Source organism: Sphingomonas sp., from assembly GCF_035555815.1.
Lineage (GTDB): Bacteria > Pseudomonadota > Alphaproteobacteria > Sphingomonadales > Sphingomonadaceae > Sphingomonas.
Window position 1 is genome coordinate 1 of sequence record NZ_DATMGG010000196.1, and the last position, 26,934, is coordinate 26,934.

The 26,934-nt window shown below is 68.7% G+C and carries 32 protein-coding genes and 1 pseudogene; 24 read left to right on the plus strand and 9 right to left on the minus strand.

Annotated features, from left to right (window positions below; genetic code table 11):
- The 5 genes and pseudogenes from VNR91_RS11340 to VNR91_RS11360 all read left to right on the plus strand — a co-directional run.
- A pseudogene (locus tag VNR91_RS11340) lies at window positions 1-380 on the plus strand (23S rRNA (adenine(2503)-C(2))-methyltransferase RlmN); the annotation flags it as partial.
- Window positions 381-483: 103 nt separating this feature from the next.
- On the plus strand, window positions 484-1,242 hold the full coding sequence (locus VNR91_RS11345) for a sulfite exporter TauE/SafE family protein (RefSeq protein ID WP_325490880.1): 759 nt from the start codon (window positions 484-486) through the stop codon (window positions 1,240-1,242).
- A gap of 9 nt (window positions 1,243-1,251) precedes the next feature.
- Entirely contained in the window at window positions 1,252-1,968 is a 717-nt protein-coding gene (locus VNR91_RS11350; protein WP_325490881.1) for a cytochrome b/b6 domain-containing protein, read from the plus strand.
- Entirely contained in the window at window positions 1,965-2,711 is a 747-nt protein-coding gene (locus tag VNR91_RS11355; protein ID WP_325490882.1) for a molybdopterin-dependent oxidoreductase, read from the plus strand. The genes VNR91_RS11350 and VNR91_RS11355 overlap by 4 nt, the downstream gene beginning before the upstream one ends.
- A 45-nt stretch (window positions 2,712-2,756) precedes the next feature.
- Window positions 2,757-3,986, plus strand: coding sequence for a cyclopropane-fatty-acyl-phospholipid synthase family protein (locus tag VNR91_RS11360; protein WP_325490883.1), 1,230 nt, complete (start codon window positions 2,757-2,759; stop codon window positions 3,984-3,986).
- 81 nt (window positions 3,987-4,067) lie between these two features.
- On the opposite strand, the gene VNR91_RS11365 is transcribed toward VNR91_RS11360, so the two are convergent.
- Window positions 4,068-4,646, minus strand: coding sequence for a hypothetical protein (locus VNR91_RS11365; RefSeq protein WP_325490884.1), 579 nt, complete (start codon window positions 4,644-4,646; stop codon window positions 4,068-4,070).
- Between the two features lie 136 nt (window positions 4,647-4,782).
- On the opposite strand from VNR91_RS11365, the gene VNR91_RS11370 reads away from it, so the two are divergent.
- The 12 genes from VNR91_RS11370 to VNR91_RS11425 all read left to right on the plus strand — a co-directional run bounded on the left by VNR91_RS11370 (window position 4,783) and on the right by VNR91_RS11425 (window position 13,487).
- The gene (locus tag VNR91_RS11370) at window positions 4,783-5,313 is read left to right on the plus strand and encodes an RcnB family protein (protein WP_325490885.1); all 531 of its coding nucleotides are present in this window, start codon (window positions 4,783-4,785) and stop codon (window positions 5,311-5,313) included.
- A gap of 87 nt (window positions 5,314-5,400) precedes the next feature.
- On the plus strand, window positions 5,401-6,423 hold the full coding sequence (ruvB, locus tag VNR91_RS11375; RefSeq protein ID WP_325490886.1) for a Holliday junction branch migration DNA helicase RuvB: 1,023 nt from the start codon (window positions 5,401-5,403) through the stop codon (window positions 6,421-6,423).
- Window positions 6,424-6,473: 50 nt separating this feature from the next.
- Window positions 6,474-6,962 (plus strand): tol-pal system-associated acyl-CoA thioesterase, encoded by a 489-nt coding sequence (gene ybgC, locus VNR91_RS11380; protein WP_325490887.1) that lies wholly within the window; start codon window positions 6,474-6,476, stop codon window positions 6,960-6,962.
- The gene (tolQ, locus tag VNR91_RS11385; protein WP_325490888.1) at window positions 6,963-7,655 is read left to right on the plus strand and encodes a protein TolQ; all 693 of its coding nucleotides are present in this window, start codon (window positions 6,963-6,965) and stop codon (window positions 7,653-7,655) included.
- Window positions 7,655-8,089, plus strand: coding sequence for a protein TolR (gene tolR / locus VNR91_RS11390; protein ID WP_325490889.1), 435 nt, complete (start codon window positions 7,655-7,657; stop codon window positions 8,087-8,089). Before tolQ ends, tolR begins: the two co-directional genes overlap by 1 nt.
- Before the next feature lies 1 nt (window position 8,090).
- Window positions 8,091-9,026 (plus strand): cell envelope biogenesis protein TolA, encoded by a 936-nt coding sequence (locus VNR91_RS11395; protein ID WP_325490890.1) that lies wholly within the window; start codon window positions 8,091-8,093, stop codon window positions 9,024-9,026.
- A gap of 12 nt (window positions 9,027-9,038) precedes the next feature.
- A complete protein-coding gene (gene tolB / locus VNR91_RS11400; RefSeq protein ID WP_325490891.1) occupies window positions 9,039-10,361 on the plus strand; it encodes a Tol-Pal system beta propeller repeat protein TolB in 1,323 nt (440 codons plus the stop codon).
- A 70-nt stretch (window positions 10,362-10,431) separates the two neighbouring features.
- On the plus strand, window positions 10,432-10,953 hold the full coding sequence (gene pal / locus VNR91_RS11405) for a peptidoglycan-associated lipoprotein Pal (RefSeq protein ID WP_325490892.1): 522 nt from the start codon (window positions 10,432-10,434) through the stop codon (window positions 10,951-10,953).
- 93 nt (window positions 10,954-11,046) lie between these two features.
- Complete coding sequence (locus VNR91_RS11410) at window positions 11,047-11,970, plus strand: SPFH domain-containing protein (RefSeq protein WP_414712408.1); 924 nt, start codon at window positions 11,047-11,049, stop codon at window positions 11,968-11,970.
- Window positions 11,971-11,979: 9 nt separating this feature from the next.
- Complete coding sequence (locus VNR91_RS11415) at window positions 11,980-12,192, plus strand: toxin-antitoxin system HicB family antitoxin (RefSeq protein ID WP_325490893.1); 213 nt, start codon at window positions 11,980-11,982, stop codon at window positions 12,190-12,192.
- Between the two features lie 88 nt (window positions 12,193-12,280).
- Window positions 12,281-12,541 carry a hypothetical protein gene (locus VNR91_RS11420; RefSeq protein WP_325490894.1) on the plus strand — a complete coding sequence of 87 codons (261 nt, stop codon included), beginning with the start codon at window positions 12,281-12,283 and terminating at the stop codon, window positions 12,539-12,541.
- A 1-nt stretch (window position 12,542) separates the two neighbouring features.
- Window positions 12,543-13,487, plus strand: coding sequence for an alpha/beta hydrolase (locus VNR91_RS11425; protein ID WP_325490895.1), 945 nt, complete (start codon window positions 12,543-12,545; stop codon window positions 13,485-13,487).
- A gap of 116 nt (window positions 13,488-13,603) precedes the next feature.
- Here VNR91_RS11425 and VNR91_RS11430 read toward each other — a convergent pair whose 3' ends face one another.
- From VNR91_RS11430 to VNR91_RS11440, 3 genes are all read right to left on the minus strand, one after another.
- Complete coding sequence (locus VNR91_RS11430; protein ID WP_325490896.1) at window positions 13,604-14,458, minus strand: S1/P1 nuclease; 855 nt, start codon at window positions 14,456-14,458, stop codon at window positions 13,604-13,606.
- Window positions 14,459-14,493: 35 nt separating this feature from the next.
- A complete protein-coding gene (locus tag VNR91_RS11435) occupies window positions 14,494-15,423 on the minus strand; it encodes an isoaspartyl peptidase/L-asparaginase (protein ID WP_325490897.1) in 930 nt (309 codons plus the stop codon).
- Between the two features lie 70 nt (window positions 15,424-15,493).
- A complete protein-coding gene (locus VNR91_RS11440) occupies window positions 15,494-16,672 on the minus strand; it encodes an acyltransferase (protein ID WP_325490898.1) in 1,179 nt (392 codons plus the stop codon).
- Between the two features lie 149 nt (window positions 16,673-16,821).
- Here VNR91_RS11440 and ispG point away from each other — a divergent pair, with 149 nt between their 5' ends.
- The gene (gene ispG, locus VNR91_RS11445) at window positions 16,822-17,946 is read left to right on the plus strand and encodes a flavodoxin-dependent (E)-4-hydroxy-3-methylbut-2-enyl-diphosphate synthase (RefSeq protein WP_325490899.1); all 1,125 of its coding nucleotides are present in this window, start codon (window positions 16,822-16,824) and stop codon (window positions 17,944-17,946) included.
- A 14-nt stretch (window positions 17,947-17,960) separates the two neighbouring features.
- On the plus strand, window positions 17,961-18,425 hold the full coding sequence (locus VNR91_RS11450; protein ID WP_325490900.1) for a thioredoxin family protein: 465 nt from the start codon (window positions 17,961-17,963) through the stop codon (window positions 18,423-18,425).
- On the opposite strand, the gene VNR91_RS11455 is transcribed toward VNR91_RS11450, so the two are convergent.
- Window positions 18,422-19,072 (minus strand): DUF1345 domain-containing protein, encoded by a 651-nt coding sequence (locus tag VNR91_RS11455; RefSeq protein WP_325490901.1) that lies wholly within the window; start codon window positions 19,070-19,072, stop codon window positions 18,422-18,424. The genes VNR91_RS11450 and VNR91_RS11455 overlap by 4 nt on opposite strands.
- Before the next feature lie 54 nt (window positions 19,073-19,126).
- Here VNR91_RS11455 and VNR91_RS11460 point away from each other — a divergent pair, with 54 nt between their 5' ends.
- From VNR91_RS11460 to VNR91_RS11475, 4 genes are read left to right on the plus strand one after another with little or no spacing between them, the layout of a single operon-like run.
- On the plus strand, window positions 19,127-20,020 hold the full coding sequence (locus VNR91_RS11460) for a DMT family transporter (protein ID WP_325490902.1): 894 nt from the start codon (window positions 19,127-19,129) through the stop codon (window positions 20,018-20,020).
- Window positions 19,966-20,490: a GNAT family N-acetyltransferase gene (locus VNR91_RS11465; protein WP_325490911.1), complete on the plus strand. Its 525-nt coding sequence runs from the start codon at window positions 19,966-19,968 to the stop codon at window positions 20,488-20,490. The genes VNR91_RS11460 and VNR91_RS11465 overlap by 55 nt, the downstream gene beginning before the upstream one ends.
- On the plus strand, window positions 20,490-20,807 hold the full coding sequence (locus tag VNR91_RS11470) for a multidrug efflux SMR transporter (protein ID WP_325490903.1): 318 nt from the start codon (window positions 20,490-20,492) through the stop codon (window positions 20,805-20,807). The genes VNR91_RS11465 and VNR91_RS11470 overlap by 1 nt, the downstream gene beginning before the upstream one ends.
- A complete protein-coding gene (locus tag VNR91_RS11475) occupies window positions 20,807-21,190 on the plus strand; it encodes a TfoX/Sxy family protein (RefSeq protein ID WP_325490904.1) in 384 nt (127 codons plus the stop codon). The genes VNR91_RS11470 and VNR91_RS11475 overlap by 1 nt, the downstream gene beginning before the upstream one ends.
- A 90-nt stretch (window positions 21,191-21,280) precedes the next feature.
- Here the strand turns inward: VNR91_RS11475 and ppa are convergent, their stop codons facing one another.
- Window positions 21,281-21,826 carry an inorganic diphosphatase gene (ppa, locus tag VNR91_RS11480; RefSeq protein ID WP_325490905.1) on the minus strand — a complete coding sequence of 182 codons (546 nt, stop codon included), beginning with the start codon at window positions 21,824-21,826 and terminating at the stop codon, window positions 21,281-21,283.
- Window positions 21,827-21,900: 74 nt separating this feature from the next.
- Window positions 21,901-23,820 carry a peptidase M61 gene (locus VNR91_RS11485; RefSeq protein WP_325490906.1) on the minus strand — a complete coding sequence of 640 codons (1,920 nt, stop codon included), beginning with the start codon at window positions 23,818-23,820 and terminating at the stop codon, window positions 21,901-21,903.
- 116 nt (window positions 23,821-23,936) lie between these two features.
- On the opposite strand from VNR91_RS11485, the gene VNR91_RS11490 reads away from it, so the two are divergent.
- On the plus strand, window positions 23,937-25,253 hold the full coding sequence (locus VNR91_RS11490; protein ID WP_325490907.1) for a protein-S-isoprenylcysteine methyltransferase: 1,317 nt from the start codon (window positions 23,937-23,939) through the stop codon (window positions 25,251-25,253).
- A gap of 73 nt (window positions 25,254-25,326) precedes the next feature.
- Here VNR91_RS11490 and VNR91_RS11495 read toward each other — a convergent pair whose 3' ends face one another.
- Window positions 25,327-26,700: a glutamate--cysteine ligase gene (locus VNR91_RS11495; RefSeq protein WP_325490908.1), complete on the minus strand. Its 1,374-nt coding sequence runs from the start codon at window positions 26,698-26,700 to the stop codon at window positions 25,327-25,329.
- Window positions 26,701-26,740: 40 nt separating this feature from the next.
- On the minus strand, window positions 26,741-26,934 hold a 194-nt coding region (locus tag VNR91_RS11500), incomplete at its 5' end, for a hypothetical protein (RefSeq protein ID WP_325490909.1).

The window sequence follows — 26,934 nt, forward strand, 5'->3', positions numbered from 1 at the left end:
TGTTGCAGGCGTGCGCCGACTATCCCGGCGCCAACAATGCGCGGCGGATCACCTTCGAATATGTCATGTTGAAGGACAAGAACGACAGCGACGACGAGGCGCGCGAGCTGGTGCGGCTGATCAAGGCGTACAAGCTGCCGGCCAAGGTCAACCTGATCCCGTTCAATCCATGGCCCGGCGCGCCCTATGACACGTCGACGCCGGAGCGGGTGGCGGCGTTTTCCAACATCATTTTCGAGGCGGGCATTTCCGCGCCGGTGCGGACCCCGCGCGGCCGCGACATCGACGCGGCGTGCGGTCAGCTCAAGACCTCGTCGGAACGCAAGAGCCGGGCCGAACTCGACCGGCTGGCGGAAGAGAAGCAGGCGGCGCTCGGATAGCGCGGACAAGAAGCTGCGTTGCATCGTCCTGCCGGACTTGTTCCGCCATCCGCCATGCCGCAAGGACCGCGCGACGCGGGGCGGGTGACGGGAACGGGCGGCGATGATCGATGTATTTCCCCTGGCGCTGGCCGCCGGCGCCGGTGTCCTGGGCGGGGCGATGAACGCGCTGGCGGGCGGCGGCACCTTTGCCACCATGCCCAGCCTGATCGCGCTCGGCCTGCCCTCGCCGATCGCCAACGCCACCTCCAACGTCGCGCTTCAGCCCGGTGCGATCACCAGCGCCTGGGCCTATCGCGACGGGCTGCGCCCGCTGGCGGGGATCGGCATCCGGCGGCTGTCGATCATCACCTTCGCCGGCGGGCTGGTCGGCAGCCTGCTGCTGGTGGCGACGCCGACGCGGACGTTCGACCTGGTCATCCCGTGGCTGCTGCTGATGGCGACGATCGCGATCGCGCTGGGCAAGCGCGCCGCCGAGGCGCTGGCGCGTCACGCCACGCCGGGCCCGCGCACGCTGTTGGGCGCGCAGGCGCTGCTGGGCGTCTATGGCGGCTATTTCGGCGGGGGCGTCGGGCTGATGATGACCGCGACCTGGGGGCTGTTGACCGGCGAGCTGCCGCACAGGCTGATGGCCCACCGCACGATGATGCTGGCGGTCGCCAACGCCGCCGCGACGATCGTGTTCGTGGTGAGCGGCATGGTCCACTGGACGTTGTGCGTGCCGATGCTGCTGGGGGCGATCGCCGGGGGCTATCTGGGCGCGCTGGTCGGCAAGCTGCTGCCGCCGGGCGTGATCCGCGGCTGGACGCTGCTGATCACCGCCGTCACCACGATCGTGTTCTTCTACCGCGCCTATGGCTAGGATGCGGGCATGGACGCGCCCGCCCCCGATTCCGTCCCCCGCGCGATCGCCCGCCACCGGCTGGCGACGCGGCTGTGGCACTGGGTCAACGCGGTGGCGGTGTTCGTGCTGCTCGGATCCGGGCTGATGATCTTCAACGCCCATCCGCACCTCTACTGGGGGCAATATGGCGCCAATTTCGACCATCCGTGGCTGAGCCTGCCGCGCTGGCCCGGCTGGCTGACCATCCCGTCGACCTATGATCTCGCGCTCGGCCGGCGCTGGCACCTGTTCTTCGCGCCGGTGCTGGCGTTCGGGCTGCTGGCGTTCATGATCGCCAGCCTGATCAACCGCCATTTCCAGCGCGACCTGCGCCTGCGCCGCGCCGAACTGGCGCCCCGGCAAGTGTGGCGGGACGTGCGGGCGCACCTGGCGTTCCGCTTCCACGACCCCGCCGACCCCGGCCGCTACAATCTGCTGCAAAAGGCGAGCTATGCGCTGATCATCTTCGGGCTGATCCCGCTGATGATCTTCACCGGCATGGCGATGTCGCCGGCGATGGACGCGGCGTGGCCGTGGCTGATCGACCTGTTCGGCGGGCGCCAGTCGGCGCGGTCGATCCATTTCATCGCCGCCGCGCTGATCGCCGGGTTCGTCATCGTCCACCTGGCGCTGGTCATCCTGGCGGGCGCGTGGAACGGGGTGCGATCGATGATCACCGGCCGCTGGCGGGTGCCGGAACGATGATCCTGACCCGCCGCGCCCTGATCGGCAGCCTCGCCGCGACGACGCTGGCCGGATGCGACGCGATCGGCCGCGATCCGACCGCGCGCGAGATCCTGTTTTCGGCCGAGAACATGCATCGCTGGCTGCACCGCACCATCGGCGGCCGCACCGCGCTGGCCCGCGAGTTCCGGCCCGACCAGATCTCCCCGATCTTTCGTGGCAACGGCAACCAGAACCCGGACACACCGACCTACAACGCGATGGCGGCGGGCGGATTCGCCGACTGGCGGATCGCGGTCGACGGACTGGTGGCGCGGCCGCTGGCCCTGTCGATGGCGCAGCTGCGCGCGATGCCGGCGCGGACCCAGATCACCCGCCATGATTGCGTCGAGGGGTGGAGCGCGATCGGCAAATGGCACGGCGTGCCGCTGGCGACGGTGCTCGCGGCCGCCGGGCTGAGCGACCGCGCGCGCTACATCGTGTTCCACTGCGCCGACGCGGCGCGCGGGCGCCCCTATTACGAATCGCTCGACCTGGTTGAGGCGCTGCACCCGCAGACCATCCTCGCCTGGGCGCTCAACGACGCGCCGCTGACCGTGCGCAACGGCGCGCCGGTGCGGCTGCGCTGCGAGCGCCAGCTTGGCTACAAGCACGCCAAATATGTTGAGCGGATCGAGGCGGTCGCCAGCCTGAAGGGCATCCAGGGCGGCATGGGCGGATATTGGGAGGACGTCGCCGGATATGATTGGTACGCGGGCATCTGACGCACGGGGCTTTTGCACTGCGGCAGAGCTTGCTACGGCTTGGCGATGGCGTTGATTGATCGTTTCTTTGCCCGCGTCTTTACGCGCGGCCAGCTTACCGTGATCCACGCCGATGGCCGCCAGGCGGTTTTCGGCACGCCCGACCCGGATCTGCCCCCGGTCACGATCCGCTTCGCCAGGGGCGCGATCGGCCGGATCGTGCGCGATCCCGCGACCGGCACCGCCGAGGCGTTCATGGACGGATCGATGACGATCGAGCAGGGCGACATCCTCGGCCTGCTGTCGCTCGCCACCGCCAGTAACCCGTGGGAGACCGGCAGCTCGGCGCTCGACGGGTCGCTGTTCACCCGCGCCCTGGCCGCCGCACGCTTCCGCATCGACCGCATCAACATGGCGCGCCGGTCAAAGCGCAACGTCTCGCACCATTATGACCTGAACGACCGGCTCTACGACCTGTTCCTCGATCGTGACCGGCAGTACAGCTGCGCCTATTACACCGACCCCGCCAACAGCCTGGAGCAGGCGCAGGTCGACAAGAAGGCGCATATCGCCGCCAAGCTGGCGCTGAAGCCGGGGATGCGCGTGCTCGACATCGGCTGCGGCTGGGGCGGGATGGCGCTGTATCTGCACCGCACCACCGGCGCCGAAGTGCTGGGCGTGACGCTGAGCGAGGAACAGCTGAAGGTCGCCCGCCGCCGCGCCGAGGAGGCCGGGGTCGCCGACAAGGTCAAGTTCGAGCTGATCGACTATCGCGCGCTGACCGGCACGTTCGACCGCATCGTGTCGGTCGGCATGTTCGAGCATGTCGGCACGCTCCATTACCGCACCTTCTTCAACAAATGCCGCGCGCTGCTGGCCGACGACGGCGTGATGTTGATCCACACCATCGGCCGCATCGACGGGCCCGGCGTCACCGACAAGTTCACCGCGAAATACATCTTTCCCGGCGGCTATATCCCGGCGCTGTCGGAGATCGCGCGCGGCTATGAAGGCGTGCGGCTGATCTGCACCGACGTGGAGGTGCTGCGGCTGCACTATGCCCTGACGCTCAAGGACTGGTACGATCGCACGCTGGCGGTGAAGGACGATCTGGTCGCGCTCTATGACGAGCGTTTCTACCGGATGTGGACCTTTTACCTCGCCGGCGCCTACGTCAGCTTCCAGTACAACAACATGGTCAATTACCAGCTGCAGTTCGCCGCCGACCGTCACGCGCTGCCGATCACGCGCGACTATATGGGCGAGGCGGAAGCGCGGCTGCAGGCGCTGGGATAGGCCGCGCCCGCCGCGCGGATCGCCCATGCGCGGACCGCGAAGCGGCGACCGGGCGGTAACGGCCCGCCCGGCCGAGATACCTCAGGCGCCGGCCTTGCGCGCCAGCGCGACCGCCTTGTTCTTGGCGTCCGGTCTGCTCGGCACCGTGATCATCACCATGCGCGCATCGTCGATGAAGGTCTGGAGCTGGCCGATCCCGTCGACCCAGATGCTCGCCTTGCCCAGGTCGGGGATATCCTCGACCGTCCCCTTGCCGAACGCGGCGACGACCTGCTTGGCCGCGCTGCGTGCCGCGTTGATCGATCCCTCGACATTGTCGTTGATCGGCGACCAGCGCGTCATCACCGTCGCCCGCCCATCCGCCAGCGTATAGGTGCATTCGGACGTGCCGGCATCGGCGGTGCCGGGCTCGTGGACCAGCCCCAGCGCGGTTTCGGTGACCGGAGCCCCCAACACCTCGCCCATCGTCGCCTTGTCGATGATGCTGCACGCATCGGTCGCGTTCCAGTTCGCTGGCATCGCCCCGGCCGCGGCCGGCGCATCGGCGGTCGCGGTCGCCGCCGCGCCGTCGTTCGCGCCGGCGCCTGGCTGCGATCCGCAGGCGGCGACAAGCGCGGCGCCGCACAGGCCGGCGATGATTTTCGCAAGATGATCCCGCATTGTCCCGATCCTCCCCATGATGATCGCGCCATTCGATCAGACTGGGTGCGCGCCCGCCAGCGATTTCGTCGCGGGCGGCTTGCTCCCCCGCCCGGCGAGGCATAGATTCCCACACACAACCACCAAGGGAGGGCGCATGAAACGACTTCTTCTCGTGACGACCAGCGTGCTGCTGGTCCTTCCCGACATCGCGATGGCGCAGGCGACGACTCGCCCGGCGCAGGGTCAGGCCAAGCCGGTGCGCCCCGGCGGGCCGCAGGTGCACCCGAACCGACCGGGCCAGGGCGGGCCGCAGGTACAGCCCCCTCGCCCCGGCGGACCGCAGGTCCAGCGGCCGCAACCGCAGCCTCCCCGCCCGCCGGCGGTGGTGCGACCACCCCGGCCCCAGCCACCGCATCGGCCGGGCGCCGGCCGCCCGCCAAGCTTCCGTCCGATCCACGGGCCGCAATTCCGCTATCCGCGCGGCTATCGCTACCGGCGCTGGACGGTCGGGCTGCTGCTGCCCGCGCTGTTCCTGTCCAATTCCTATTATTACAATAACTACGCGGCGATGGGCATCGGCGCGCCGCCGCCCGGCTATCGCTGGGTGCGCTACGGGCCGGACCTGCTGCTGGTGCAGACCCGCACCCGCCGCGTCGTCGACGTGATCTACGGCGCCTTTTATTGACCTGATACGGTCAAACTACGGTCGAGCGCGGGCGGTGCACGCCCGCGCTCGACAGCCGTGGGCGTGAACGGGTAGGGAACACTGCCCATGACCGACGCCGACCGCATCCTGACCGCCACCCGCCGCGCCGAGGATGTCGACGCCGCGCTCCGGCCCAAATCACTCGACGAGTTCGTCGGGCAAAAGGCCGCGCGCGAAAATCTGCGCGTGTTCATCGACGCGGCGAAAACGCGCGGCGACGCGCTCGACCATGTGTTGTTCTTTGGCCCGCCCGGCCTGGGCAAGACCACGCTGGCGCAGATCGTCGCGCGCGAGATGGGCGTCGGCTTTCGCGCGACGTCGGGCCCGGTGATCGCCAAATCGGGCGACCTGGCGGCACTGCTGACCAACCTCGAGGATGGCGACGTGCTGTTCATCGACGAGATCCACCGGCTCAATCCGGCGGTCGAGGAGGTGCTCTATCCGGCGATGGAGGACCGCGCGCTCGACCTGATGATCGGCGAGGGGCCGTCGGCGCGATCGGTGCGGATCGACCTGCCGCGCTTCACGCTGGTCGGCGCGACCACCCGGCAAGGGCTGCTGACCACGCCGCTGCGCGACCGGTTCGGCATTCCGGTGCGGCTGCAATTCTATACCGTCGACGAACTGCTGCGCGTCGTCGCCCGCGCCGCCGGATTGCTCGACCTGCATGTCGCCGAGGATGGCGCGCGCGAGATCGCCCGACGATCGCGCGGCACCCCGCGCATCGCCGGGAGGCTGCTGCGGCGGGTGCGCGACTTCGCCAATGTCGCCGGCACCGATACCGTCGACGCCGCCGCCGCCGACCGCGCGCTCAACCGGCTGGAGGTCGATGCGCTGGGGCTCGACGCGATGGACCGCCGCTACCTGACGATGATCGCCGACATCTATCGCGGCGGCCCCGTGGGGGTGGAGACGCTCGCCGCCGGGCTGAGCGAACCGCGCGACACGATCGAGGAGGTGATCGAGCCCTATCTGATCCAGATCGGGCTGGTCGCCCGCACCGCGCGCGGCCGCTGCCTCAACGCCGCCGGCTGGAAGCATCTCGGTCTCGATCCGCCGCCGACGGCGCAGGACGGTTTGTTCGATTAAGGCGCCAAACGGGGTTCCCGTCGCGAGTCGCCTCGGCTAACCCCGACGTCATGGCCGCCGTGACGACCGACCTGCCGCTCGAAGGGCGCTTCGAGGGGACCGACCACCGATTCCCCGTGCGCGTCTATTTCGAGGACACCGACCTGTCGGGCGTGGTCTATCACGCCAATTATCTGCGCTACATGGAGCGCGCGCGTTCGGCGATGCTGCGCGCCGCCGGGATCGACCAGCGCGCCGCGCACGAAGCGGGCGAAGGCGCCTATGCGGTGCGCGACCTCCACATTCACTATACCGCGCCGGCACGGCTGGACGACACGCTGACAGTCGTTACGAGAATGGAACAAATCCGTTCCCCGTCGGTACACATTCATCAACGAGTCATGCGCGGTGATGTCATGCTGGCGGAGGCGCGCGTCGAAGCGGTGTTCGTTTCGCAAGGCGGCCGGGCACGGCGGCAACCAGCCGACTGGCTGGCACGTTTCGAATCGATCATGAACGGAGATCTGGTGGTGAATCCGGTGGACAGGGGGAACGACTAAGTGGAATTTCTTGCCAACCCGGATGCTGCGACGCTGTCGCCGGTCGCGCTGTTCCTCCAGGCCGATTGGGTGGTCAAGGCGGTGATGCTGGGGCTGATCCTCGCCAGCATCTGGACCTGGGCGATCATCATCGGATTCTGGGCGACGATCGGCAAGGTCCGGCGCGGGTCCGAACGGTTCGAGGCGGATTACCGCAAGGCCGCCGATATCGACGCCTTCTTCAGCGCCAATGCCGACAACCCGCTGCCGGTCGCCAAGGTGCTGGGCGCCGGCGTCGCCGAATGGCGGCGCTCGACCGCGGGCAAGCGCGTCGACAAGGAAGGTACCCGCGAACGACTGGCGACCGCGATGGGCGCGGCATCGGCGCACGAGATCGACCGGCTGTCCGACCGGCTGAACGTGCTGGCGACGGTGGGTTCGGTCGCGCCGTTCGTCGGGCTGTTCGGCACCGTATGGGGCATCATGCGCAGCTTCACCGCGATCGCCGGCGCGCAGAATTCGTCGCTGGCGGTGGTCGCCCCGGGCATAGCCGAGGCGCTGTTCGCCACCGCGATCGGCCTGTTCGCGGCCATCCCGGCGGTGATCGCCTACAACCGCTTCAGCCACGGCGTGAACCGGATCGAGGCGCGGCTCAACCGTTTCGCCGACGGCTTCCACGCCACGCTCAGCCGCCAGTTGGACGCGGGCGACTGATGGCGATGAATCTTCCTTCGCAGCGGAGCAAGGGCCGCCGCGCGCCGATGGCGGATATCAACGTGACGCCGCTGGTGGACGTGATGCTGGTGCTGCTGATCATCTTCATGGTCACCGCGCCGCTGCTCACCGCCGGCGTGCCGGTCAATCTGCCCGACAGCCGGGCGAAGGCGCTCGACCAGGAGCAAAAGCCGGTCGACATGGCGATTGACGAGCAGGGCCGCATCTTCATCGACAAGAGCGAAGTGACCGCGACGCTGCCCGACGCACTGGCGTCGCTGGCCGCGCGCGGCGACGGCGACAAGCCGCCGCAGGTCATGTTGCGCGCCGACACGACGCTGGATTACGGCCGCGTCATGCGGGTGATGGGGGAACTCAACCGCGCCGGGCTCAACCGCGTCGCGCTGGTCACCAACGCCAACGAGCAAAAATAACGTGCAACGGGCGGAGAAATACGGGCTGGGCATAGCCGCGGCGGGGCACATCCTGCTGTTCGGGCTATTGTCGGTCGGGTTCCTCGCCACGCCCAACCCGCTGAAGCTGGAAAGCAAGCCGATCGACATATCGCTGGTCGATGCGGTCGCTCTTGAAGCCGCCGCCCCCGCGACGACCGAGCCGCCGGCCACCAGCGAGGCGCCCGATACCGGGCCGCCCGAGGATTCTCCGCCACCGCCCGAAGCGGTCAGCCCGCCCGAACCCGAGCCGGCCCCGGCACCGCCGGTAGCGAAACCCGAGCCGACGCCCCCACCCAAGCCGGCGCCGGTCGCAAAGCCGCAGCCGCCGAAGCCGACCCCGCCGCCCAAGCCCGCGCCGGCCAAGCCGGAACCGGCCAAACCGGCGCCACCCAAGCCCGCGCCGGCAAAGCCCGCGCCAGCCAAGCCGACGCCGGCCAAGCCCACGCCCGCGCCCGCGCCAGCCAAGGGCGGCGGTACCGATCCGGCCGCGACCAGGCCGAAACCGCGCGGCAGCCTGCTTGGCGACGATTTCCGCAAGAGCCTGGCGATCTCTCCGGAGAAGGGCCGGGGCGAGGCCCCGCGCGCGGCGGCCGTCTCGGCACAGGCCGTCGCCGGGCTGGGCGACGCGATCGCGCGCCAGGTCCAGCCGTGCGCGAACCGCATCCCCAACCCCGGCCCCGGCGCCAATCAGATCCGGTCGAAACTGCGGCTGCAGATGGCGCCTGACGGCGCGCTGGCGGTGCGTCCCACGCTGATGGGCCAGACCGGCGTCAACGATGAGAACCAGCGCTATGCCCAGCGCGTCGCCGAGCTGGCGACCGCCGCGATCATGCAATGCGCGCCCTATAAACTGCCTGCCGAACTCTATGAAAACGGCTGGAAAGACATCATCATCAACTACCGGCTGCCGGGCTAGGAGAGCGACGTCATGCGGAAGATTATCAAGCCGATAGTGGCGATCGCGGCGATGCTGGCGGCCGTTCCCGCGGCAGCGCAGGTGGAGGTCGACGTGGTCGGCGGCATTTCCGCCCCGATGCCGATCGCGATCCCGCCGATGCCGACTCCCGCCGGACAGCAGACCCCGGCGGGCGCGACCGACGCGCTGGGGCGGCAGGTGGCGGAGATCGTCACCGCCGACCTGCGCAATTCCGGACTTTTCCGTCCGCTGGGCGCCGATCAGCTGCGCGCCGTCAGCATGGATCAGGTCACCGCGCCCGACTTTCCATATTGGGGCAGCACGGGCGCGCAGGCGCTGGTCGAGGGGTTCGTCCGCGCCAACGGCGACGGCACGCTGACCGTCGGCTGCTATCTGTACGACGTGTTCGCCAAGACCGAGCTGACCCGGCAGGGCTTCGTCGTCTCGCCCGCCGACTGGCGGCGCGGCGCGCACAAATGCGCCGATACCGTCTATACCCGGCTGACCGGCGAAGGCCCCTATTTCGACAGCCGCATCGTCTATGTCTCCGAGACCGGACCCAAGGGCAAGCGCATCAAGCGGCTGGCGATCATGGATCAGGACGGCGCCAACCACCGCTTCCTGACCAATGGCCAGTCGATCGTGCTGACGCCGCGCTTCGCCCCGAAACAGCAGCAGATCGTCTACATGAGCTACGTCGGGGACAAGCCGACCATCTATGTCTACGACCTGGGATCGGGCACGCAGCGCCGGCTGGTGTCGAGCAACAACCTGACCTTTGCCCCGCGCGTGTCGCCGGACGGGCGCTGGGTGCTGTTTTCGATGGCGCAGGCCGGCAATACCGACGTCTATCGCGTGTCGATCGATGGCGGCAGCCCGCACCGGCTGACCGACAGCGCCGGCATCGATACCGGCGGCAGCTATTCGCCCGACGGATCGAAGATCGTGTTCGAAAGCGATCGCTCGGGCAGCCAGCAGCTCTACGTGATGAACGCCGACGGATCGAACCAGCAGCGCATCAGCTTTGGCGGCGGGCGCTACGCCACCCCGGTGTGGAGCCCGCGCGGCGACCTGATCGCCTTCACCAAGATGTCGGGCAGCTTCCGTATCGGCGTGATGTCGCCCTCCGGCGGTGGTGAGAAGATATTGACCGAAGCCTGGGGCGACGAAGGGCCGAGCTGGTCGCCCAACGGCCGCGTGCTGACGTTTTTCCGTACCGGCCAGGGATCGGGTAAGGCTGATCTGTGGTCGGTCGACCTGACCGGCGTCAACGAGCGCCAGATTCCCACGCCCCTGGACGGATCCGATCCGAGTTGGGGCCCGTTGCGTCCGTAGCCGTCCCAGGGGGACGATTTCCATCCATCCCGTCACCGTGACGGGCCACGACCGAAGGGAGTTTCCGATCATGGCCAAGACCTCTACCAAACTCATCATCGCCGCCGCGCTGCTTGCGACCGCGGGCTGCGCCAAGAAGCGCCCGCCGGTGCTGCCGCCCGAGCCGGTCGGTAACGGCCCGGTCCAGTCCGGCGGCGAGACCGGCGGCCCCGTCCAGACCGGCGTCGTCCCCGGCAGCCGCGAGGATTTCCTGCGCTCGGTCAGCAGCGACACCGTCCACTTCGGGCTCGATATCTATGACATCGACAGCGAGGCACGGGCGATCCTCGACACCCAGGCACAGTGGCTGCAGCGCTACCCCAACGTCCGCGTGACGGTCGAAGGCCATTGCGATGAGCGCGGCACGCGCGAATACAACCTCGCGCTGGGCGATCGCCGCGCCAACGCCGCCAAGAACTATCTGGCGGCGCGCGGCATCGACGCCGCCCGCATCAGCACGATCAGCTATGGCAAGGAACGCCCGGCCGCGCTGGGCTCCGACGAGGGGAGCTGGGCGCAGAACCGCCGCGCGGTGACCGTGACGCTCCAGTAGGCGTCACCGCTCCAGCACTGGAACGCACGATCGGCGGGCCTGCACAGCGGGTCCGCCGATTTCGTTTGCGACTCACTTCATTTCGATATAAATATGATATCACTTAAACAGGAGGAAGTGATGCCGGACCTGAGCAGGTCGAATCTTCAGCGCAGCGAGGAGCGCCCGGCGTCCTCGACCAGCGGCTATACGATGTTGCTGATCGCCCTCGTCGCGCTGGTGGGTGCGATCTGGGGCGCCACCCGAATCGACGAGACCCCCGAAATCGGCGTGCCGGTGCTGGTCGCCGGGATGATCGTGTTCCTGTTCATCATCTGCGGCTTTTACATGTTGCAGCCCAATCAGGCGGCGGCGATCACGCTGTTCGGCAGCTACAAGGGATCGGACCGCACCACCGGCCTGCGCTGGGTGCTGCCATGGTATGCGCGCAAGAAGGTGTCGGCGCGCGCCAACAACATCATCTCCGACAAGATCAAGGTCAACGATCTGCGCGGCAACCCGATCGAGATGGCGGCGCAGGTGGTGTGGCGCGTGACCGACACCGCGCAGGCGCTGTTCGACGTCGACGATTACAAGGCGTTCGTGCTGGTCCAGATCGAGGCGGCGGTGCGCACAATCGGATCGCGCTATCCCTATGACGATTTCGAGCATCAGGAGGTGACGCTGCGCGGCAACCACGACCAGATCGGCGGCGAACTCCGCGCCGAGCTGATCGCGCGGCTGGCGGTGGCGGGAATCACCGTCGACGAATGCGGCTTCACCCACCTCGCCTATGCGTCGGAGATCGCGCAGGCGATGCTCAAGCGGCAGCAGGCGCAGGCGGTGGTCGCCGCGCGCAAGACGCTGGTCGAGGGCGCGGTCGGCATGGTCGAGATGGCGCTCGAGCAACTGTCGGCGAAGAATGTGGTCGAGCTGGACGACGAGCGCCGCGCGGCGATGGTGTCCAACCTGATGGTCGTGCTGTGCGGCGACCGCGAGACGCAGCCCGTGGTCAACACCGGCTCGCTCTATCAGTAGAGACACGCCGTGACGGGTTCCAGCAAGAAGGCGTTCGCCCTGCGCCTCGACCCCGGCCTGTTCGCCGCGGTCGAGCGGGCGGCGGCGGGCGACCTGCGCAGCGTGAACGCCGAGGTCGAATGCTTGCTGCGCGAGGCGCTGGCCCGGCGCGGCGTGAAACTGGCGGCGCCGGTCCGCGCCAAACGCGGCCGTCCGCCCAAATCGGAAGGAGAAGAGGCATGATCGGAGTCTTCACCCGCCACCCGCGACCGCTGGTCGCGCTGTTCGGGGCGATGCTGGCGATCGGGCTGATCGTCGCGGCGGCCGGCTGATGGCGCCGCCCGACCGCCCCGACGACACGTGGTTCGCCGCCAAACGCTATGGCTTCGGCATCGGCCGGCCGGTCGTGTGGCAGGGCTGGGCGCTGCTCGCCGGCTATATGCTGGCGCTGGCGGCGGCGGGGGCCGCGCTGGCCGAGCGCCACCACATGGTGTTCGTCGTGGTCGCGCTGCTGCTGACCGCCGCGATGATCGTGATCGCCGCCGGCCATACCCAGGGCGGGATGCGCTGGCGCTGGGGCAAGGAGGATTGAGATGAGCCTGTTGACGCTGTTCGCCGCCGCCGCCGTCGCGGCATCCGCCCCGGTTGCCAGCGAGATGACCGTCCCCGGCCCGCAGGGGCCGCTGGCCGGGACGCTGATCGACGCGGGCAAGGGCGCGCCGGTGGTGCTGGTCATCCCCGGTTCGGGCCCGACCGACCGCGACGGCAACAACCCGCTGGGCGTGACCGCCGCCACCTATCGCCTGCTGGCCGATGCGCTGGCGGAAAGAGGCGTATCGAGCGTGCGGATCGACAAGCGCGGCCTGTTCGGCAGCAAGGCGGCGGTGGCCGATCCCAACGCGGTGACGGTCGCCGACTATGCCGGCGATGCCCACGCCTGGGTCGATGCGATCCGCGCCAGGACCGGCGCGGACTGCGTCTGGCTGCTGGGGCACAGCGAGGGCGGGCTGGTCGCGTTGCAGGCGGCGCAGGATCCGCGCGGGCTGTGCGGGGTGATCCTGGTGGCGACCGCCGGGCGGCGGCTGGGGGCGGTGATGCGCGAACAGCTCAACGCCAATCCCGCCAACGCGCCGATCCTGCCGCCGACGCTGGCCGCGATCGATTCGTTCGAGGCGGGGCGGCGGGTCGACCCCGCCACGCTGCCCGCGCCGGTGCGGCCGATGTTCAGCGCGGCGGTGCAGGGCTATCTGATCGACATGTTCGCGCATGATCCGGCAAAGCTGACGGCGGCGATCACGCTGCCCGTGCTGATCGTCCAGGGCGAGCGCGACATCCAGGTCGCCGTCGCCGACGCCAGGGCGCTGAAGGCGGCGGCGCCCAAGGCGACGCTGACGCTGGTGCCCGCGGTCAACCATGTGCTGAAGGCGGTGGAAAGCGACGATCGCGCCGCCAATATCGCCACCTATCGCGATCCGTCGCTGCCGGTGGCGCCGGGGGTGGTGGACGCGGTCGCCGGGTTCGTGACGGCAAAGCGATAGGATCGACGGGCCCTCACCCTTCCCACCCATCGCGGGAGGGAGGGCACGTCGGAGGCGCGCGACGGTGAGGGCGAACGCGCGCGTGATCCCCGGCCCGATCCGTGTGGGCGGTTGCCCTATCCCAATGCCTCATCGAGCAGCCGCGCCAGCCGCAGCCCGCCCTTCACCACCTGTTCGCGCGCCGGCGCGACCAGTCCGGCGACGGTGGCGTCGTCCAGCTTGCCGCGCACGCCCTGCGGGCCGCACGGATCGCCATAGGCACTGGCATAGGCCACGCGCGCGACCTGCCACGAATCGCGGCTCCAGTCGTCGACGCTGCCCGCCGCGATCCGACGACGCTCGGCGGTGGGGTAGCTGCGCACCAGCGATGGCGGGGTCGAGATCGCGCGTTCGGCCAGCCAGCCGTCCCAGATCGTGTGCAGGTTGAGCCGCTGCGGCCCGTAGACACCATAGTCCGATGCCGCCTTGTTGCCGCCCAGATCCTTGCGGTCGCCGGCATGGAGTGGTTGCGACAGATCGCCGACGAAATGGATCAGGAACACCAAAGCCTGCACCCGGTCGTGCGGCGAGGTGCGCCTGTCCTTGAGCAGCGCCACATCCCGCTCGATCTGCGCCGACAGGCAATCGCCGTCCTTGCACGCGGGCGGCAGGGCGAAAGGCGCGCAGACGTCGACGTTCTGGAAATGCCAGTTGTACGCGAAATCGAACGGGCGCTTGCCGTCGGCATCCTTGATCGTCTTGATGCAATCGGCCCAGGTGCTGGCGCCCTCGATCGTGTTGGTCGGGCATTGCGGCGTACCCAGCAGCGCCGATTGCGCCAGCAGCCGGTGCACCGCCGCGCGGGTGGACGGACGGACGTTGGCCATCGCGATCTTCGCGACGGTCTCATGCCCGTATTCCCAATAGGCGAGGGCGGGCGCGGGGAGCGCGGCGGCGGCGAGCGCGAAGAGCGCGGCGAGTCGGCGAAGCATGACCGCCGGTTAGCGGCTGGCGGCGACCAGCGCCATCACCCTTCGTCGCCGAACATCGCCACCAGCCGCTCGCCCCCGGCCGAAGCGCGGGCACGGTGCATGCCGGGGGTGGTGAAGCGCCACGCCAGGCCGCCGTCGGCGCCCGCGACGATCACCCCGCCGGTGCCGCCCAGCGCGCGGACGTCGGCGAGCACCTGATCGGCGGCGTCAGCGATAGTCGCGCCGGTCAGGCGGACGCGCGCGTCGATCTCGTGCGCGGCGCCGGCGCGCAGGAAGAACTCGCCCGCGCCGGTGCACGATATCGCGCAGCTGCGGTCGTCGGCCCAGGTGCCGGCGCCGATCACCGGGGAATCGCCGATCCGGCCCCACCGCTTGCCGGTCACCCCACCGGTGGAGGTCGCGGCGGCCAGATGCCCGGCGGCATCGCGCGCAACCGCACCGACCGTGCCGTATTTCATCTCGACATCGAACGCATCGGCGTTGCGCGCGAGCAGCTCTTCACGCTGGCGGCGGCGTTCGTCGGTGACGAACCAGCCGTTGTCGACCTGCTCGGCCTCCGCCTCCAGCGAGAAGGCATCAGCACCGACCCCGGCGAGGAAGACGTGCGGGCTGTGCTCCATCACCGCGCGGGCCAGTGCGACCGGGCTGCGCGTCCGGCTGACCCGCGCCACCGCGCCGGCGCGGCGGGTGGCGCCGTCCATGATCGCGGCGTCGAGTTCTGCGGTGCCCTCACGCGTCAGCGCGGCGCCGCGCCCGGCGTTGAAATGCGGATCGTCCTCCAGCACACGCACCGCCGCCGCGACCGCGTCGAGCGCTGCGCCGCCATCGGCCAGGATCGCCGCGCCGGCATCGAGCGCGCGGCCGAGCGCGGCGCGGATCGCCGCCTCGGCTTCGGGCGTGGTGCGGTCACGAACGATCACGCCCGCGCCGCCGTGGATCGCCAATGTCCAGTGCGAGTCGCTCATGGCAGCAGGCCTATGCGCCAATTGCGATCACCACAACGCGGCGAGCGGCGGGATGCGAGAAGTGACGGGGTTAAAGCGGCGGGCGGGCGGGCGACTTTGCCGACAGCCCGATCAGCGGCCGGAGCCAGCCGACCCGGCGCCCGACGGCATAGGCGAGGGCCGATGCGGCGATGGCGGCGGTGGCGAGCAGGAGGAACTCGACCCAGGGATTCAGCCCCCACCCCAGTGTCGCCCACGCGAGGAGCACGATCGTGGTGTGGTGGAAAAGATAGGCGGGGAACACCGCCTCCGCCAGCGGCCGGCGCCAGCGATGGTCGCGGTTGAGGCCGGCATCGGCGAGGTGGAACAGCGCCATCACCATCCACCACGCCATCGCCACGCGGCCCGCGCGATTGAGCGCGGCGATCATGTGCGCGGGCTGGACGTCGGCCGGATAGCGCAGCTCGATCGCCACCACGATCGCCCCCGTCACCGCAGCAGCCGCCAGCGCCGGGCGCCAGTGCCGGGCCAGCATCGGCCAGGCGGCCGGGGCTCCGGCCACAATGAAGCCGAAGGCGAACATCGGCCAATATTCGGCATGGCCGGTCCAGTCGGTCAGCAGTCCCTGTTGCTCCGGCACGACGAACATCAGCGCGAGCCGCACGGTAACCAGTGCCGCCGGCGGCACCCACAGCAGCCGGTGCCCCGTGCCCAGCCACGTGAGCAGCCGGTCGCCCCAGCCCGTCCCCACGACCGCGATCAGCGCGCCCAGCGCCATCGTATAGGCCCACAGATAGGCGACGAACCACAGATGCTCCCAATTGGGGAAGCCGACGTTCCAGAACCGTCCCCAGCGCCAATAGTCGAGCGCCCAGAAATGGAGATAGCCGGCGGGATAGCCGTGTCCGCGCACGCGCACCCACATCTCGATCGGCACCAGCACCGCCATGCCGAACGCCAGCGGGATCAGCAGCCGGCCGTTGCGCGATCGCAGGAATCCGCCCAGCGACGCGCTGCGCATCAGCAGCTTGCGCGACGCATATCCCGACACCGCGAACAACAGCGCCAGCCGCCACGGCGTCAGCAGCGCCATCGGCGGGATCAGCGCGCTATAGGTGACCGGCCATTTCACCACCCAGCTCCACGGCGCGAACACCATCGCGACATGATAAAGGATCAGCAGCGCGAACGCGCCGATCCGCAGCCAGTCCATGCCATAGTGGCGCTGGGTCCGGGCGATCGTCTGGTGGGGCGCCCACGGCTGATTCAAGATGTCGCTTCCGTCCGCACCATGATCGATGCCGCCCCTCGCGTAGCGCCGCCGTCGTGATGGAAGCGTTAACGACGTTGCCCGCCCCATCCGCCCGCCTTGCAAAGGACAGGTTCCACCGCGCGCCGCAAGCGACTATATAGCGGGGCATGTCAGTTCGTCCGTGGCGCGACATCGTCCGCCGTCAGAGCCGCCAGATCATGGTCGGCAACGTCCCCGTCGGTGGCGACGCACCGGTCACCGTCCAGACGATGACCAACACGCTCACATCCGATCCGGTCGCGACCATCGACCAGATCCGCCGGTGCGAGGATGCCGGGGTCGACATCATCCGCGTGTCGTGCCCGGATATCGAATCGACCGCCGCGCTGCGCCAGATCGTCCGCGCCGCGCGCGTGCCGATCGTCGCCGACATCCATTTCCACTACAAGCGCGCGCTGGAGGCGGCGGATGCCGGCGCGGCGTGCCTGCGCATCAACCCCGGCAACATCGGATCGTCGGAGCGCGTGGCGGAGGTGGTGCGCGCGGCCAAGGCCAACGGCTGTGCGATCCGCATCGGCGTCAACGCCGGCAGCCTGGAGAAGGACCTGCTCGAGAAATACGGCGAGCCATGCCCGGAGGCGCTGGTCGAAAGCGCGCTCGACCATATCAAGCTGCTCCAGGATCACGACTTCCACGAATACAAGGTCGCGGTGAAGGCGTCGGACCTGTTCCTGGCGGTCGCCGCCTATCAGCAACTGGCCGAGGTGGTCGATTGCCCGCTGCACCTGGGCATCACCGAGGCGGGCGGCTTCGTCGGCGGAACGGTCAAGTCGGCGATCGGCATCGGATCGCTGCTGTGGTTCGGGATCGGCGACACCATCCGCGTCTCGCTCTCCGCCGAACCGGAGGAGGAGGTGCGCGTCGGCTTCGAGATCCTGAAGGCGCTGGGCATCCGCAACCGGGGCGTGCGCGTGGTGAGCTGCCCGAGCTGCGCGCGGCAGGGCTTCGACGTGATCCGCACCGTGCAGGCGCTGGAGGAGCGGCTGGTCCACATCCGCACGCCGATGTCGCTGTCGGTGCTGGGCTGCGTCGTCAACGGCCCGGGCGAGGCGCGCGAGACCGATATCGGACTGACCGGCGGCGGCAACGGCAAGCACATGGTCTATCTGTCCGGCGTCACCGACCACACCGTGTCGAGCGATGACATGCTCGACCACATCGTCAAACTGGTCGAGGCCAAGGCGGCGGAAATCGAGGCGGCCGACGCGGCACAGGCGGTGGCGGCGGAGTGAGGCCGGCGAACATAGTGGCCATCGCGCTGACCCTGTCAGCGCCCAGCATCGCCCGCGCGGAGGCCCCGGCGGCGGCCCTGTCAGAGGCGCGGCCGTTTCCCGCGACCGAACGTGCCGAGCACGACATCGCCACCGCCTTCACGCGCGCGACGGGGAACGGCCACCACGTACTGCTCATTTTCGGCGGCAACTGGTGCCATGACAGCCGCGCGCTGGCCGGGTGGTTCGCGACGCCCCGGTTCCATGCGATGCTGGCGTCGCGCTACGAGATCGTCTGGATCAACGTCGGCCGCAAGGACCGCAACCTCGATATCGCCCGCCGATATGGCCTCGACGGGATCAGCGGCACGCCGACGGTTCTGCTGCTCGATGCGGCCGCCCGGCCGATCAACCTCGACGACGCCCCCAGCTGGCGCAACGCCGCCACGCGGAGCGAACAGGCGATCTACGACTATTTCGCCAGCGACGATCCGCGCTAGCCGCTTCCCAGCACGTTGATCGTGAACGCGATCACACCCAGGTTGAACACGAACGCCACCATCGAATGGCCGAGCGCGACCTTGCGAAGCTGGGTGGTTTCGATGCCGGTGTCGCTGGTCTGGAAGGTCATCCCCAGCGTGAAGGCGAAATAGAGGAAGTCCCAGTAGCCCGGCTCGTCGGTATCGGGGAAATCGAGTCCCCTGCCATCCTTTCCGTCGTCGCCCGCCAGATAGTAAAGATGGGCATAGTGCATGGCGTAGACCATGTTGCCGAACGTCCACGACAGCACCAGCGTCGTCATCACCAGCGCGATCATCGGCGCGTCGGGATTGCCCGATCCGGTCAGCTCGCCCGCGACCGCCGCCAGCACCGCCAGCGTCGTCATCGCCGAGATCACCAGCAGCATCACCCGGTTGCCGTCGTTGCGTTTCGAGGCCTTGCGCATCGATTCCGCGTCGGAATCGCGCAGCAGCGGCCACGCCGAGGCGAGGAAGGCCGCCGCGGCGATATCGAAGCCGATCATCGTCCCGACCGACCAGCCGCCCAGGGCGATCGCGACCGGCACGGCGACCAGCGCGACCAGGCAGAACATCACGAAGCGCGGCGGCGCGATTCGGTTGCCGATGCCGGGGTGGTCACTCGCCATCGCACTGGTATAGGCCCCCGCTCGCCGTGCCAGCAATCAGGAAGGGGGCCCAAGGTGAAATCGCGTTCGCTCACCCCATCCGCCGCCTTTGCGGTCGGCAGCGCCGGCATCGCGGTGTTTTCGGTGATGGACGCGGTGATGAAGGGGCTGAGCCTGTCGATCGGCGCCTACAACGCGCTGTTTTGGCGCAGCTTCGCCGCGATCGCGATCGCCGGCGTCCTCTATGCCGTGCGGCGCCCCGCCCTGCCCAGCCGCGCGACGATGCGGCTGCACGTCGCGCGCGGGGTGATCGGCGCGGTGCTGGCGGTGCTGTTCTTCTGGGGGTTGGCGCGCGTGCCGATGGCGCAGGCGATCGCGCTCGCCTTCATCGCGCCGCTGATCGCGCTGTTCCTGGCGGCGGTGATCCTGAAGGAGCGGATCGGCCGCGCGACGATCGGCGCCAGCGCACTCGCCTTTGCCGGGGTGCTCACCATCCTGGCCGGACAGGCGCGCGCCGAGATGGGACATGAGGCGTTGCTGGGCGCGATCGCGGTGCTGGGATCGGCGGTGTGCTATGCCTTCAACCTGATCCTGATGCGCGCGCAGAGCCAGGTCGCCGGGCCGGTCGAGGTGACGTTCTGGCAGAATCTGGTGGTGGCGGTAACGCTGGCGCTGGCCGCGCCGTGGTTTGCGACCGTCCCCGACCCCAGCCATGTGCCGATGCTGACGGTGTCGGCGGCGCTGAGCACGCTGTCGATCCTGCTGCTGTCGTGGGCCTATGCGCACGGCGAGGCGAGCTATCTGGCGCCGACCGAATATACCGCCTTCGTCTGGGCGTCGTTGCTCGGCTGGCTGGTGTTTCGCGAAACGCTGTCGCCGTGGACGCTGGCCGGCGCCGCGCTGATCGTCGGCGGCTGCGTGATCGCGGCACGCATCAAACCGATCCCGTTGAAGGAGCCCATCGCATGATCCGCCCCGCCACTCCCGCCGACGTGCCGACGATCATGGGGTTCGTCCGCGACCTGGCCGAATATGAGCGCGCATCCGACAAGGTGGTGGCGACCGAGCCGCTGCTGCACGATGCGCTGTTCGGCGACCACCCCGCGGCCGAGGCGCTGATCGCCGAACAGGACGGCATGGCGGTCGGCATGGCGCTGTATTTCTTCAACTTCTCGACCTGGACCGGCTGGCGCGGGCTGTATCTGGAGGATCTGTACGTCACGCCGGAGGCGCGCGGATCGGGCGTCGGCACGCAGTTGCTGCGCCACCTGGCCGGGGTGGCGATCGATCGCGGCTGCGCGCGGTTCGAATGGGCGGTGCTCGACTGGAACGAACCGGCGATCCGGTTCTACGATGCGATGGGTGCGGAATCGCTCGACGACTGGCGGATCAGGCGGGTGTCCGGCCCGGCGCTGGCGACATTGGCGGGACGCGGCTGATGGCGTGGCTATTGCTCATCGTCGGGGGATGCTTCGAGGTCGGCTTCACCACCTGCCTGCGCTACGTCGACGGTTTCCGCAACATCCCGTGGACGCTCGCCTTCCTCGCCTCCGTCACCCTCTCGATGGGGCTGCTCGAGGTCGCGTCGCGCTCCATCCCGATGGGCACCGCCTATGCGGTATGGGGCGGGATCGGCGCGCTGGGCACGGTGATCGTCGGCATCCTCTGGTTCGGCGAGCCCGCCCACCTGGCCCGCATCGCGCTGATCGTCGCGCTGGTGGCGTGCATCGGCGGGCTCAAGCTGACCGCGCACTGATGGCGTTCGATGCCGGACTGGCCGACTGGGTTGCCGAGGCGGTCGCCCCGATCGGCACGGTCACCCGCAAGCGCCTGTTCGGTGGCGCCGCGCTCTATTGCGACGGGATCGCCTTCGCGATCCTGGCGTTCGACGCGCTGTGGCTGAAGGCGGATGCGGAGAGCGACGCCGCGTGGGACGCGATCGCCGCGCCGCGCTTCACCGTCGAGCGGGACGGCGGCAAGATCCAGTCGATGAACTACCGCCGCGCGCCCGACGCGACCTATGACGACGCCGACGCGCTGCGCCACTGGGCGGCGCTGGCCATCGAAGCGGGACGGCGCGCGCCGCCGAAAAGGAAACGGGCGACCACACGACAAGCGAAGGCGCCCGGCACGCGCTGACCGATCAGACGACCAGCACGATCCGGCGTCCCGCGCGCGGCTGGATCGCTTCCCCCGGCTTGCGCCGGGGTCGCAATGGCGGTGCGGAGTTCAGGCCTTTCCGACGCCCGCCTTGTCAGCGCGCTCGATCGCCTCGATCACGATCTGCCGCGCCTCGGCCGCGTCACCCCACTGGCCGACGCGCACCCACTTTTCGGATTCCAGATCCTTGTAGTGCTTGAAGAAATGCTCGATCTGCTGGAGCACGATCGACGGCAGGTCGCCGCGTTCCCCGACGTCGGAATAATAGGGGAAAGTGGTGTCGACCGGCACGCAGATCAGCTTTTCGTCGCCGCCATGCTCGTCCTCGAGGTTGAGCACGCCGATCGGCCGGGCACGCACAACGCAACCGGCGATGAACGGCGAGCGCGAGATCACCAGCGCATCGAGCGGATCGCCGTCGGGCGACAGCGTGTGCGGCACGAAGCCATAATTGGCGGGATAGCGCATCGGCGTGTGCAGGATGCGGTCGACGAACAGCGCGCCCGACGCCTTGTCGAACTCATATTTCACCGGTTCGCCGCCGACCGGCACCTCGATGACGACGTTGAGGCTGTTCGGCGGGTCATCGCCCACCGGAATCAGATCGATCCGCATGTCTGCTCTCTCGCATGTTGTATGGCGCCCGCCCGCCCCGGCTCTGGCCGGGTGCGGGCGGATTTGGACGCGCCTTACTTCGCCGAGAGCAACTGGTCGAGGCCGTTCGCGCCGGTGCCGATCTTTTCGAGCCGCGGATAGCGCAGCCCGCCGCGGTAATCGATCGCGACGTCGCGATAGCGGCTGCCTTCCTTGACCAGCAGCTTGATCGGCGCCTTGCCCGATTTGGCGGCGGTGATCGCCGCCTTGAGCTTGTCCGCCGTATAGGCGTCGCCGTCGACCGCGACGATCGTGGTCGAGACGTCGAACCCGGCGTCGAACGCCGGCGAATCCCATACCAGCCCGGCGACGCTGCCGTCGTTCGCCACGGTCATGCCCAGCGAATAGGTGAGGTTGGTCATCTTGCGGTCGCGCTCGGCCGCCTTGGCGATCGGGGTCGGCTGATCGGTGTAGACCAGGCGGTAGCCGTTGTCGGTGAAGCCGGCGAGCGGGGCGCGTTCGTTGATCTGGTTGACCCGCTGGTCGAGGAACGCATTCCAGTCATAGGGCTGGATGTCATTGAGCGTCTTGGCAACGTCGGCGAACTCATAGGTCAGCTCGCCCCAGTCGCCGTCGTTCATGCCGAAGAAGGCGCGGGCGAAATCGTCGATCGACCTGGTGCCCCCCGACAGCTTGCGCAGCAGCGAATCGACCTCGAGCCAGATCAGCAGCCCTTCGTTGTAATAATCCTCGCTGCGCTGCCAGTTGGTCCAGCCCTTCGGCTTGCGCTGGGCGATCACCGGATCGTTGGTGGTGTCGACCAGCGGGCGCCAGTCGCGGCCGCGCGTGGTGTCATAGCTCGCGGCGATACCGGCGAGCTGGTCGAGCGTGTCCTCCTTGCTCACCAGCCCCGATCGCGCCTGGAGCACATAGCCCCAGAACTGGGTCTGCCCCTCATACACCCACAGCAGGCTGCCGCGCATCGGGGTGCGGAAATCGGGGGTCCACAGGTCGGCGCCGCGGCGGAACTTGCCGTCCCAGCTATGGGTGTATTCGTGCGGCAGCAGGTTGCGCGCGGCGGCCTTGTCCTTCCATTCCTTGAAATAGCCGAGCGCGACGCCGTCCTCCGAACTGCGGTGATGCTCCAGCCCGTTGCCGCCCATCTCGTTGCTGATCGACAGCAGGAAATGATAATTGTCGTAATGCTGGGCGCCGAACAGCTTGATAGCCTGATCGACCAGCGCCTTGTGCTTGTCGATCATCTCCGGCGTGGCGGCGTCGATCTCCTCCTGATTGTCGGCGACGACGTCGAGGTTGACGCGCGGCGACAGCGGCCACGATTTGGCATAGCGGCCGGCGATCACCGGCGAATCCTGCAATATCTCGTAGCTGGTCTGCTCATAGGCGTAGGTCGATCCGGTCTTGCGCGACGGCAGCGCCGAATAGGCGGTCCAGCCGTCGGGATATTTGACGGTCGCCTGGATCGGGATGCGGCGGGTGTAATAGCCCGCCGGATAGAGGCTCACCGCCTCCCACTGGACGTTGAGCATGTTGGGGGTGACGACGATCCGCCCCTGATTGCCGGCGGTCGCCGACAGGAACTGGAACTCCAGGTCGAGCTGGCGGGCGCCGGCGGGCACGTCGACATGGAAGGCGTAGACGTCGATCGGGTCGCGCTTCCACGGGATGACCTTGTCGCCGACGCGGATCTTCAGCCCCGCGAGCTTCTCGATCTGGCCGGCGGGGCGGTGGTTACCCGGCAGCCATTTCGGCATCAGCAGCACCATGTGCCCGCCCTCTGCGATCGGCAGCGTTTGCTTGACGCGGTAGATGCCCTGGCGGGTGTCGGTGGCGTCGACCGCCAGCTTGATCACCCCGCCGGGATAATCGATGTCGCGCGCCTCGGGGATGGTGTCGAGGATCGGCGCGGTGGCGACGGGCGCCGAATTGGACACCTGGGCCACGGCCGCCGGCGCGGCGCCGGCAAGAAGAAGGATAGCAAGCGGACGAAGCATGTCTGCACTTTCGAAAGTGAGCGAATGAGCGAGTCTTAGAGCAAGCTAGGCATGTTTCAACATCGCGCGACGAAGGTTCACGGCTTGCTTACCAATGTCGCGCTAGAGCCGGCGTCATGTATCACGACGCGACGCTCGCCTCCAAAGCCAGGGCCGATCCGCGACCAGCCTCGGCGGTCAGCACCGGCGTGGGGCTGGCGGGGCTGGCCGGGCTGCTGGCGTGGACCGCGTTCGCGCTCACCTATGGCCTCGACGGGCCCTATTCCGCGCTGGTCAACGTCGTCGCGACCGGGGTGCCGATGGTGCTGTGGTCGATCTTTGTCGACAAGGTCCACCGTAGCCCGTCGACCGGCATCGACTGGAACCAGGTGCGGCCGTGGCGCGAGACGATCGACATCAGCCTGACCAAGCTGGCCGGGCTGTGGCTGACATGGGGCGGCATCGCCTGCGTCTATGCGCTGGGGCGATTCTATTGGCAGGGCGGCTACGCCTTTTCGATGTGGTGCTTCACGCTGGCGGCGCCGTTCCTGTTCGCCGGTTCGATCCCGTGGGTGATCTGGATGGACCGCCGGCTGATCGAGCCACGCGACGGCGCCTGGGCGCTGGGCGCTTGGCTGATGAACCTCGACGAGCCGCGCCCGCACGGCGCGATCGCGGGTCATCTGCGTGCGTGGGCGGTGAAGGGGTTCTTCCTCGCCTTCATGCTGGCGATCGTGCCGCCCAACTTCGGCGATTTCATCCGGGGCGACACCGCGCAGCTATGGCGCGATCCGGTGGCGCTGGCCGGATGGCTGATCGCGTTCATGTTCCTGGTCGACGTGGCGTTCGCCACGGTCGGCTACATCCTGACCTTTCGCGCGCTCGATTCGCACATCCGCAGCGCGACGCCGCTGGCGGCGGGGTGGACGGCGGCGCTGATCTGCTACCCGCCGTTCGTGCTGATGGGCGACGGCGGGCCGCTCGACTACCACCCCGGCACGTCGGACTATACCCACTGGCTGGCCGGTCATCCGACGCTGATGGCGGTGCTGGCGTTCGTGCTGGTCGCGCTGACCGCGATCTATGCGTGGGCGACGGTGGCGTTCGGGCTGCGCTTTTCCAACCTGACCCACCGCGGCATCCTGACCCACGGCCCCTATGCCTTCAGCCGCCACCCGGCCTATCTGAGCAAGAACCTGTTCTGGATCCTGTCGACCATCCCGGTGCTGTCGACCACCGGCAACTGGGTCGACGCGGTGCGCAACACCGTGCTGATGGGCGCGGTCGCCGGCATCTATTACTGGCGCGCGCGGACCGAGGAGTGGCACCTGGGCGCCGACCCCGCCTATCGCGAATACAGCGCGTGGATGGGGCGTAACGGGTGGGTGCCGCGCTTCTTTGGATGGGTGATCGGGCGGAAGCCGCCACTCCGCGACGGGGCACCTGCGGCATAGCCGTTCGCGCTCGCCGTCGCCCTCACCCTTGCGCGCCTGCCGCGCTCCCTCCCTGTCCCGACGGAAGAGGGATTCAGTAGCTGAGTTCGTCGTAGACGCGCGACAGATCGCCGCCCCACGCGCCGTGGTAACGCTCCAGCAGCAGTTCGGCCGGGACCTTGCCCGAGCGCACGATCTCCCGCAGCGGATCGAGGAAGCCGGTCTCGTTCGATCCCGACGCATCGATCCGCGCGCGCGCGGTCAGCCCGGCGGTGGCGATGTCGAGCACCTCGCCGGCGATGTCGCGCAGCTTTCCGCCGCCCGGCAGCGGCGCGTCGAGCGCGAGCCGGGGCACCGCGCCGCGCAGTTCCTCGCGCGCCTCCATCGACCAGTCCTTGACCAGATCCCACGCCGCGTCGAGCGCGCCCTGATCATAGAGCAGCCCGACCCACAGCGCGGGCAGCGCGCAGATGCGGTCCCACGGGCCGCCGTCCGATCCGCGCATCTCCAGGAACGTCTTGAGACGGACCTCGGGAAAGGCGGTCGACAGGTGATCCGCCCAATCCTCGATCGTCGGCCGCTCGCCCGGCAGCACCGACAGCCTGCCGTCGAGGAAGTCGCGGAAGCTGAGGCCCGCCGCGTCGATATACCGGCCGTCGCGGTAGACGAAGTACATCGGCACATCGAGCGCATAGTCGGCGTAGCGTTCGTAGCCGAACCCGTCCTCGAACACGAACGGCAGCATCCCCGTCCGCGCCGGATCGGTATCCGACCAGATATGGCTGCGATAGCTGAGGTAGCCGTTCGGCTTTCCTTCGGTGAACGGCGAATTGGCGAACAGCGCGGTGCCGAGCGGCTGGAGCGCCAGCGCGACGCGGAATTTCTGCGCCATGTCCGCCTCGCTCGCATAGTCGAGGTTGGTCTGGATGGTGCAGGTGCGCAGCATCATGTCGAGGCCCATGCTGCCAACGCGCGGCATGTGGCGCAGCATGATCGCGTAGCGCCCCTTGGGCATGATCGGCAGATCGGCGCGCGCCTTGTCCGGCCACATGCCGAGCCCGAGGAAGCCGATGCCGAGCCGGTCGCCGACCGCCTTGACCTGATGCAGGTGGCGCCCGGTTTCCGCGCAGGTCTGATGCAGATTGTCGAGCGGCGCGCCCGACAGCTCGAACTGGCCGGCCGGCTCGAGGCTGATCGAGCCGTCGGCGCCGGTCATCGCGATGACCTGGCCATTTTCCTCGACCGGCTGCCAGCCGAATTCGGTCAGCGCCATCAGCAGATCGCGGATGCCGCCGGGTTCGTCGTAGCCGGGGGCGTGGTGATCGGCGAGCGAGAACACGAACTTCTCATGCTCGGTGCCGATCCGCCAGCGATCGCGGGGCTTTTCGCCGCGCGCGAAGAATTCGATGAGCTGCGAACGGTCCTCGATGACCGGCGCGTTGCGATCCGAAACCGTCTTTGTCGTCATCCGCGCGCCTCTACGCGCGCGCCCGGGCGAGCGCCAGCGATCATTTTCCGGCGCGCCGGAAGCGGAGCGGCTGGCCCAGCCGGTCGAGCACATAATCGTCGCCGTCGCGCTTCAGCTCGGCATCGCGCAGCTCGATCTTGTCGATGTCGTTGGGGGTGAATCGATAGCGCAGCTGCGCGCCGACAGCCGGATCGACCGAGACCACCGCGCTTTCCAGACCGTAGAGACCGAGCG

Bases quoted from the DNA above. Each gene is read 5' to 3' on its own strand.
- VNR91_RS11345 (WP_325490880.1), top strand. From the start codon at position 484: ATGATCGATGTATTTCCCCTGGCGCTGGCCGCCGGCGCCGGTGTCCTG.
- VNR91_RS11350 (WP_325490881.1), top strand. From the start codon at position 1,252: ATGGACGCGCCCGCCCCCGATTCCGTCCCCCGCGCGATCGCCCGCCAC.
- VNR91_RS11355 (WP_325490882.1), top strand. From the start codon at position 1,965: ATGATCCTGACCCGCCGCGCCCTGATCGGCAGCCTCGCCGCGACGACG.
- VNR91_RS11360 (WP_325490883.1), top strand. From the start codon at position 2,757: ATGGCGTTGATTGATCGTTTCTTTGCCCGCGTCTTTACGCGCGGCCAG.
- VNR91_RS11365 (WP_325490884.1), bottom strand. From the start codon at position 4,646: ATGCGGGATCATCTTGCGAAAATCATCGCCGGCCTGTGCGGCGCCGCG.
- VNR91_RS11370 (WP_325490885.1), top strand. From the start codon at position 4,783: ATGAAACGACTTCTTCTCGTGACGACCAGCGTGCTGCTGGTCCTTCCC.
- ruvB (WP_325490886.1), top strand. From the start codon at position 5,401: ATGACCGACGCCGACCGCATCCTGACCGCCACCCGCCGCGCCGAGGAT.
- ybgC (WP_325490887.1), top strand. From the start codon at position 6,474: ATGGCCGCCGTGACGACCGACCTGCCGCTCGAAGGGCGCTTCGAGGGG.
- tolR (WP_325490889.1), top strand. From the start codon at position 7,655: ATGGCGATGAATCTTCCTTCGCAGCGGAGCAAGGGCCGCCGCGCGCCG.
- tolB (WP_325490891.1), top strand. From the start codon at position 9,039: ATGCGGAAGATTATCAAGCCGATAGTGGCGATCGCGGCGATGCTGGCG.
- pal (WP_325490892.1), top strand. From the start codon at position 10,432: ATGGCCAAGACCTCTACCAAACTCATCATCGCCGCCGCGCTGCTTGCG.
- VNR91_RS11410 (WP_414712408.1), top strand. From the start codon at position 11,047: ATGATATCACTTAAACAGGAGGAAGTGATGCCGGACCTGAGCAGGTCG.
- VNR91_RS11420 (WP_325490894.1), top strand. From the start codon at position 12,281: ATGGCGCCGCCCGACCGCCCCGACGACACGTGGTTCGCCGCCAAACGC.
- VNR91_RS11425 (WP_325490895.1), top strand. From the start codon at position 12,543: ATGAGCCTGTTGACGCTGTTCGCCGCCGCCGCCGTCGCGGCATCCGCC.
- VNR91_RS11430 (WP_325490896.1), bottom strand. From the start codon at position 14,458: ATGCTTCGCCGACTCGCCGCGCTCTTCGCGCTCGCCGCCGCCGCGCTC.
- VNR91_RS11435 (WP_325490897.1), bottom strand. From the start codon at position 15,423: ATGAGCGACTCGCACTGGACATTGGCGATCCACGGCGGCGCGGGCGTG.
- ispG (WP_325490899.1), top strand. From the start codon at position 16,822: ATGTCAGTTCGTCCGTGGCGCGACATCGTCCGCCGTCAGAGCCGCCAG.
- VNR91_RS11455 (WP_325490901.1), bottom strand. From the start codon at position 19,072: ATGGCGAGTGACCACCCCGGCATCGGCAACCGAATCGCGCCGCCGCGC.
- VNR91_RS11470 (WP_325490903.1), top strand. From the start codon at position 20,490: ATGGCGTGGCTATTGCTCATCGTCGGGGGATGCTTCGAGGTCGGCTTC.
- VNR91_RS11475 (WP_325490904.1), top strand. From the start codon at position 20,807: ATGGCGTTCGATGCCGGACTGGCCGACTGGGTTGCCGAGGCGGTCGCC.
- ppa (WP_325490905.1), bottom strand. From the start codon at position 21,826: ATGCGGATCGATCTGATTCCGGTGGGCGATGACCCGCCGAACAGCCTC.
- VNR91_RS11485 (WP_325490906.1), bottom strand. From the start codon at position 23,820: ATGCTTCGTCCGCTTGCTATCCTTCTTCTTGCCGGCGCCGCGCCGGCG.
- VNR91_RS11490 (WP_325490907.1), top strand. From the start codon at position 23,937: ATGTATCACGACGCGACGCTCGCCTCCAAAGCCAGGGCCGATCCGCGA.
- VNR91_RS11495 (WP_325490908.1), bottom strand. From the start codon at position 26,700: ATGACGACAAAGACGGTTTCGGATCGCAACGCGCCGGTCATCGAGGAC.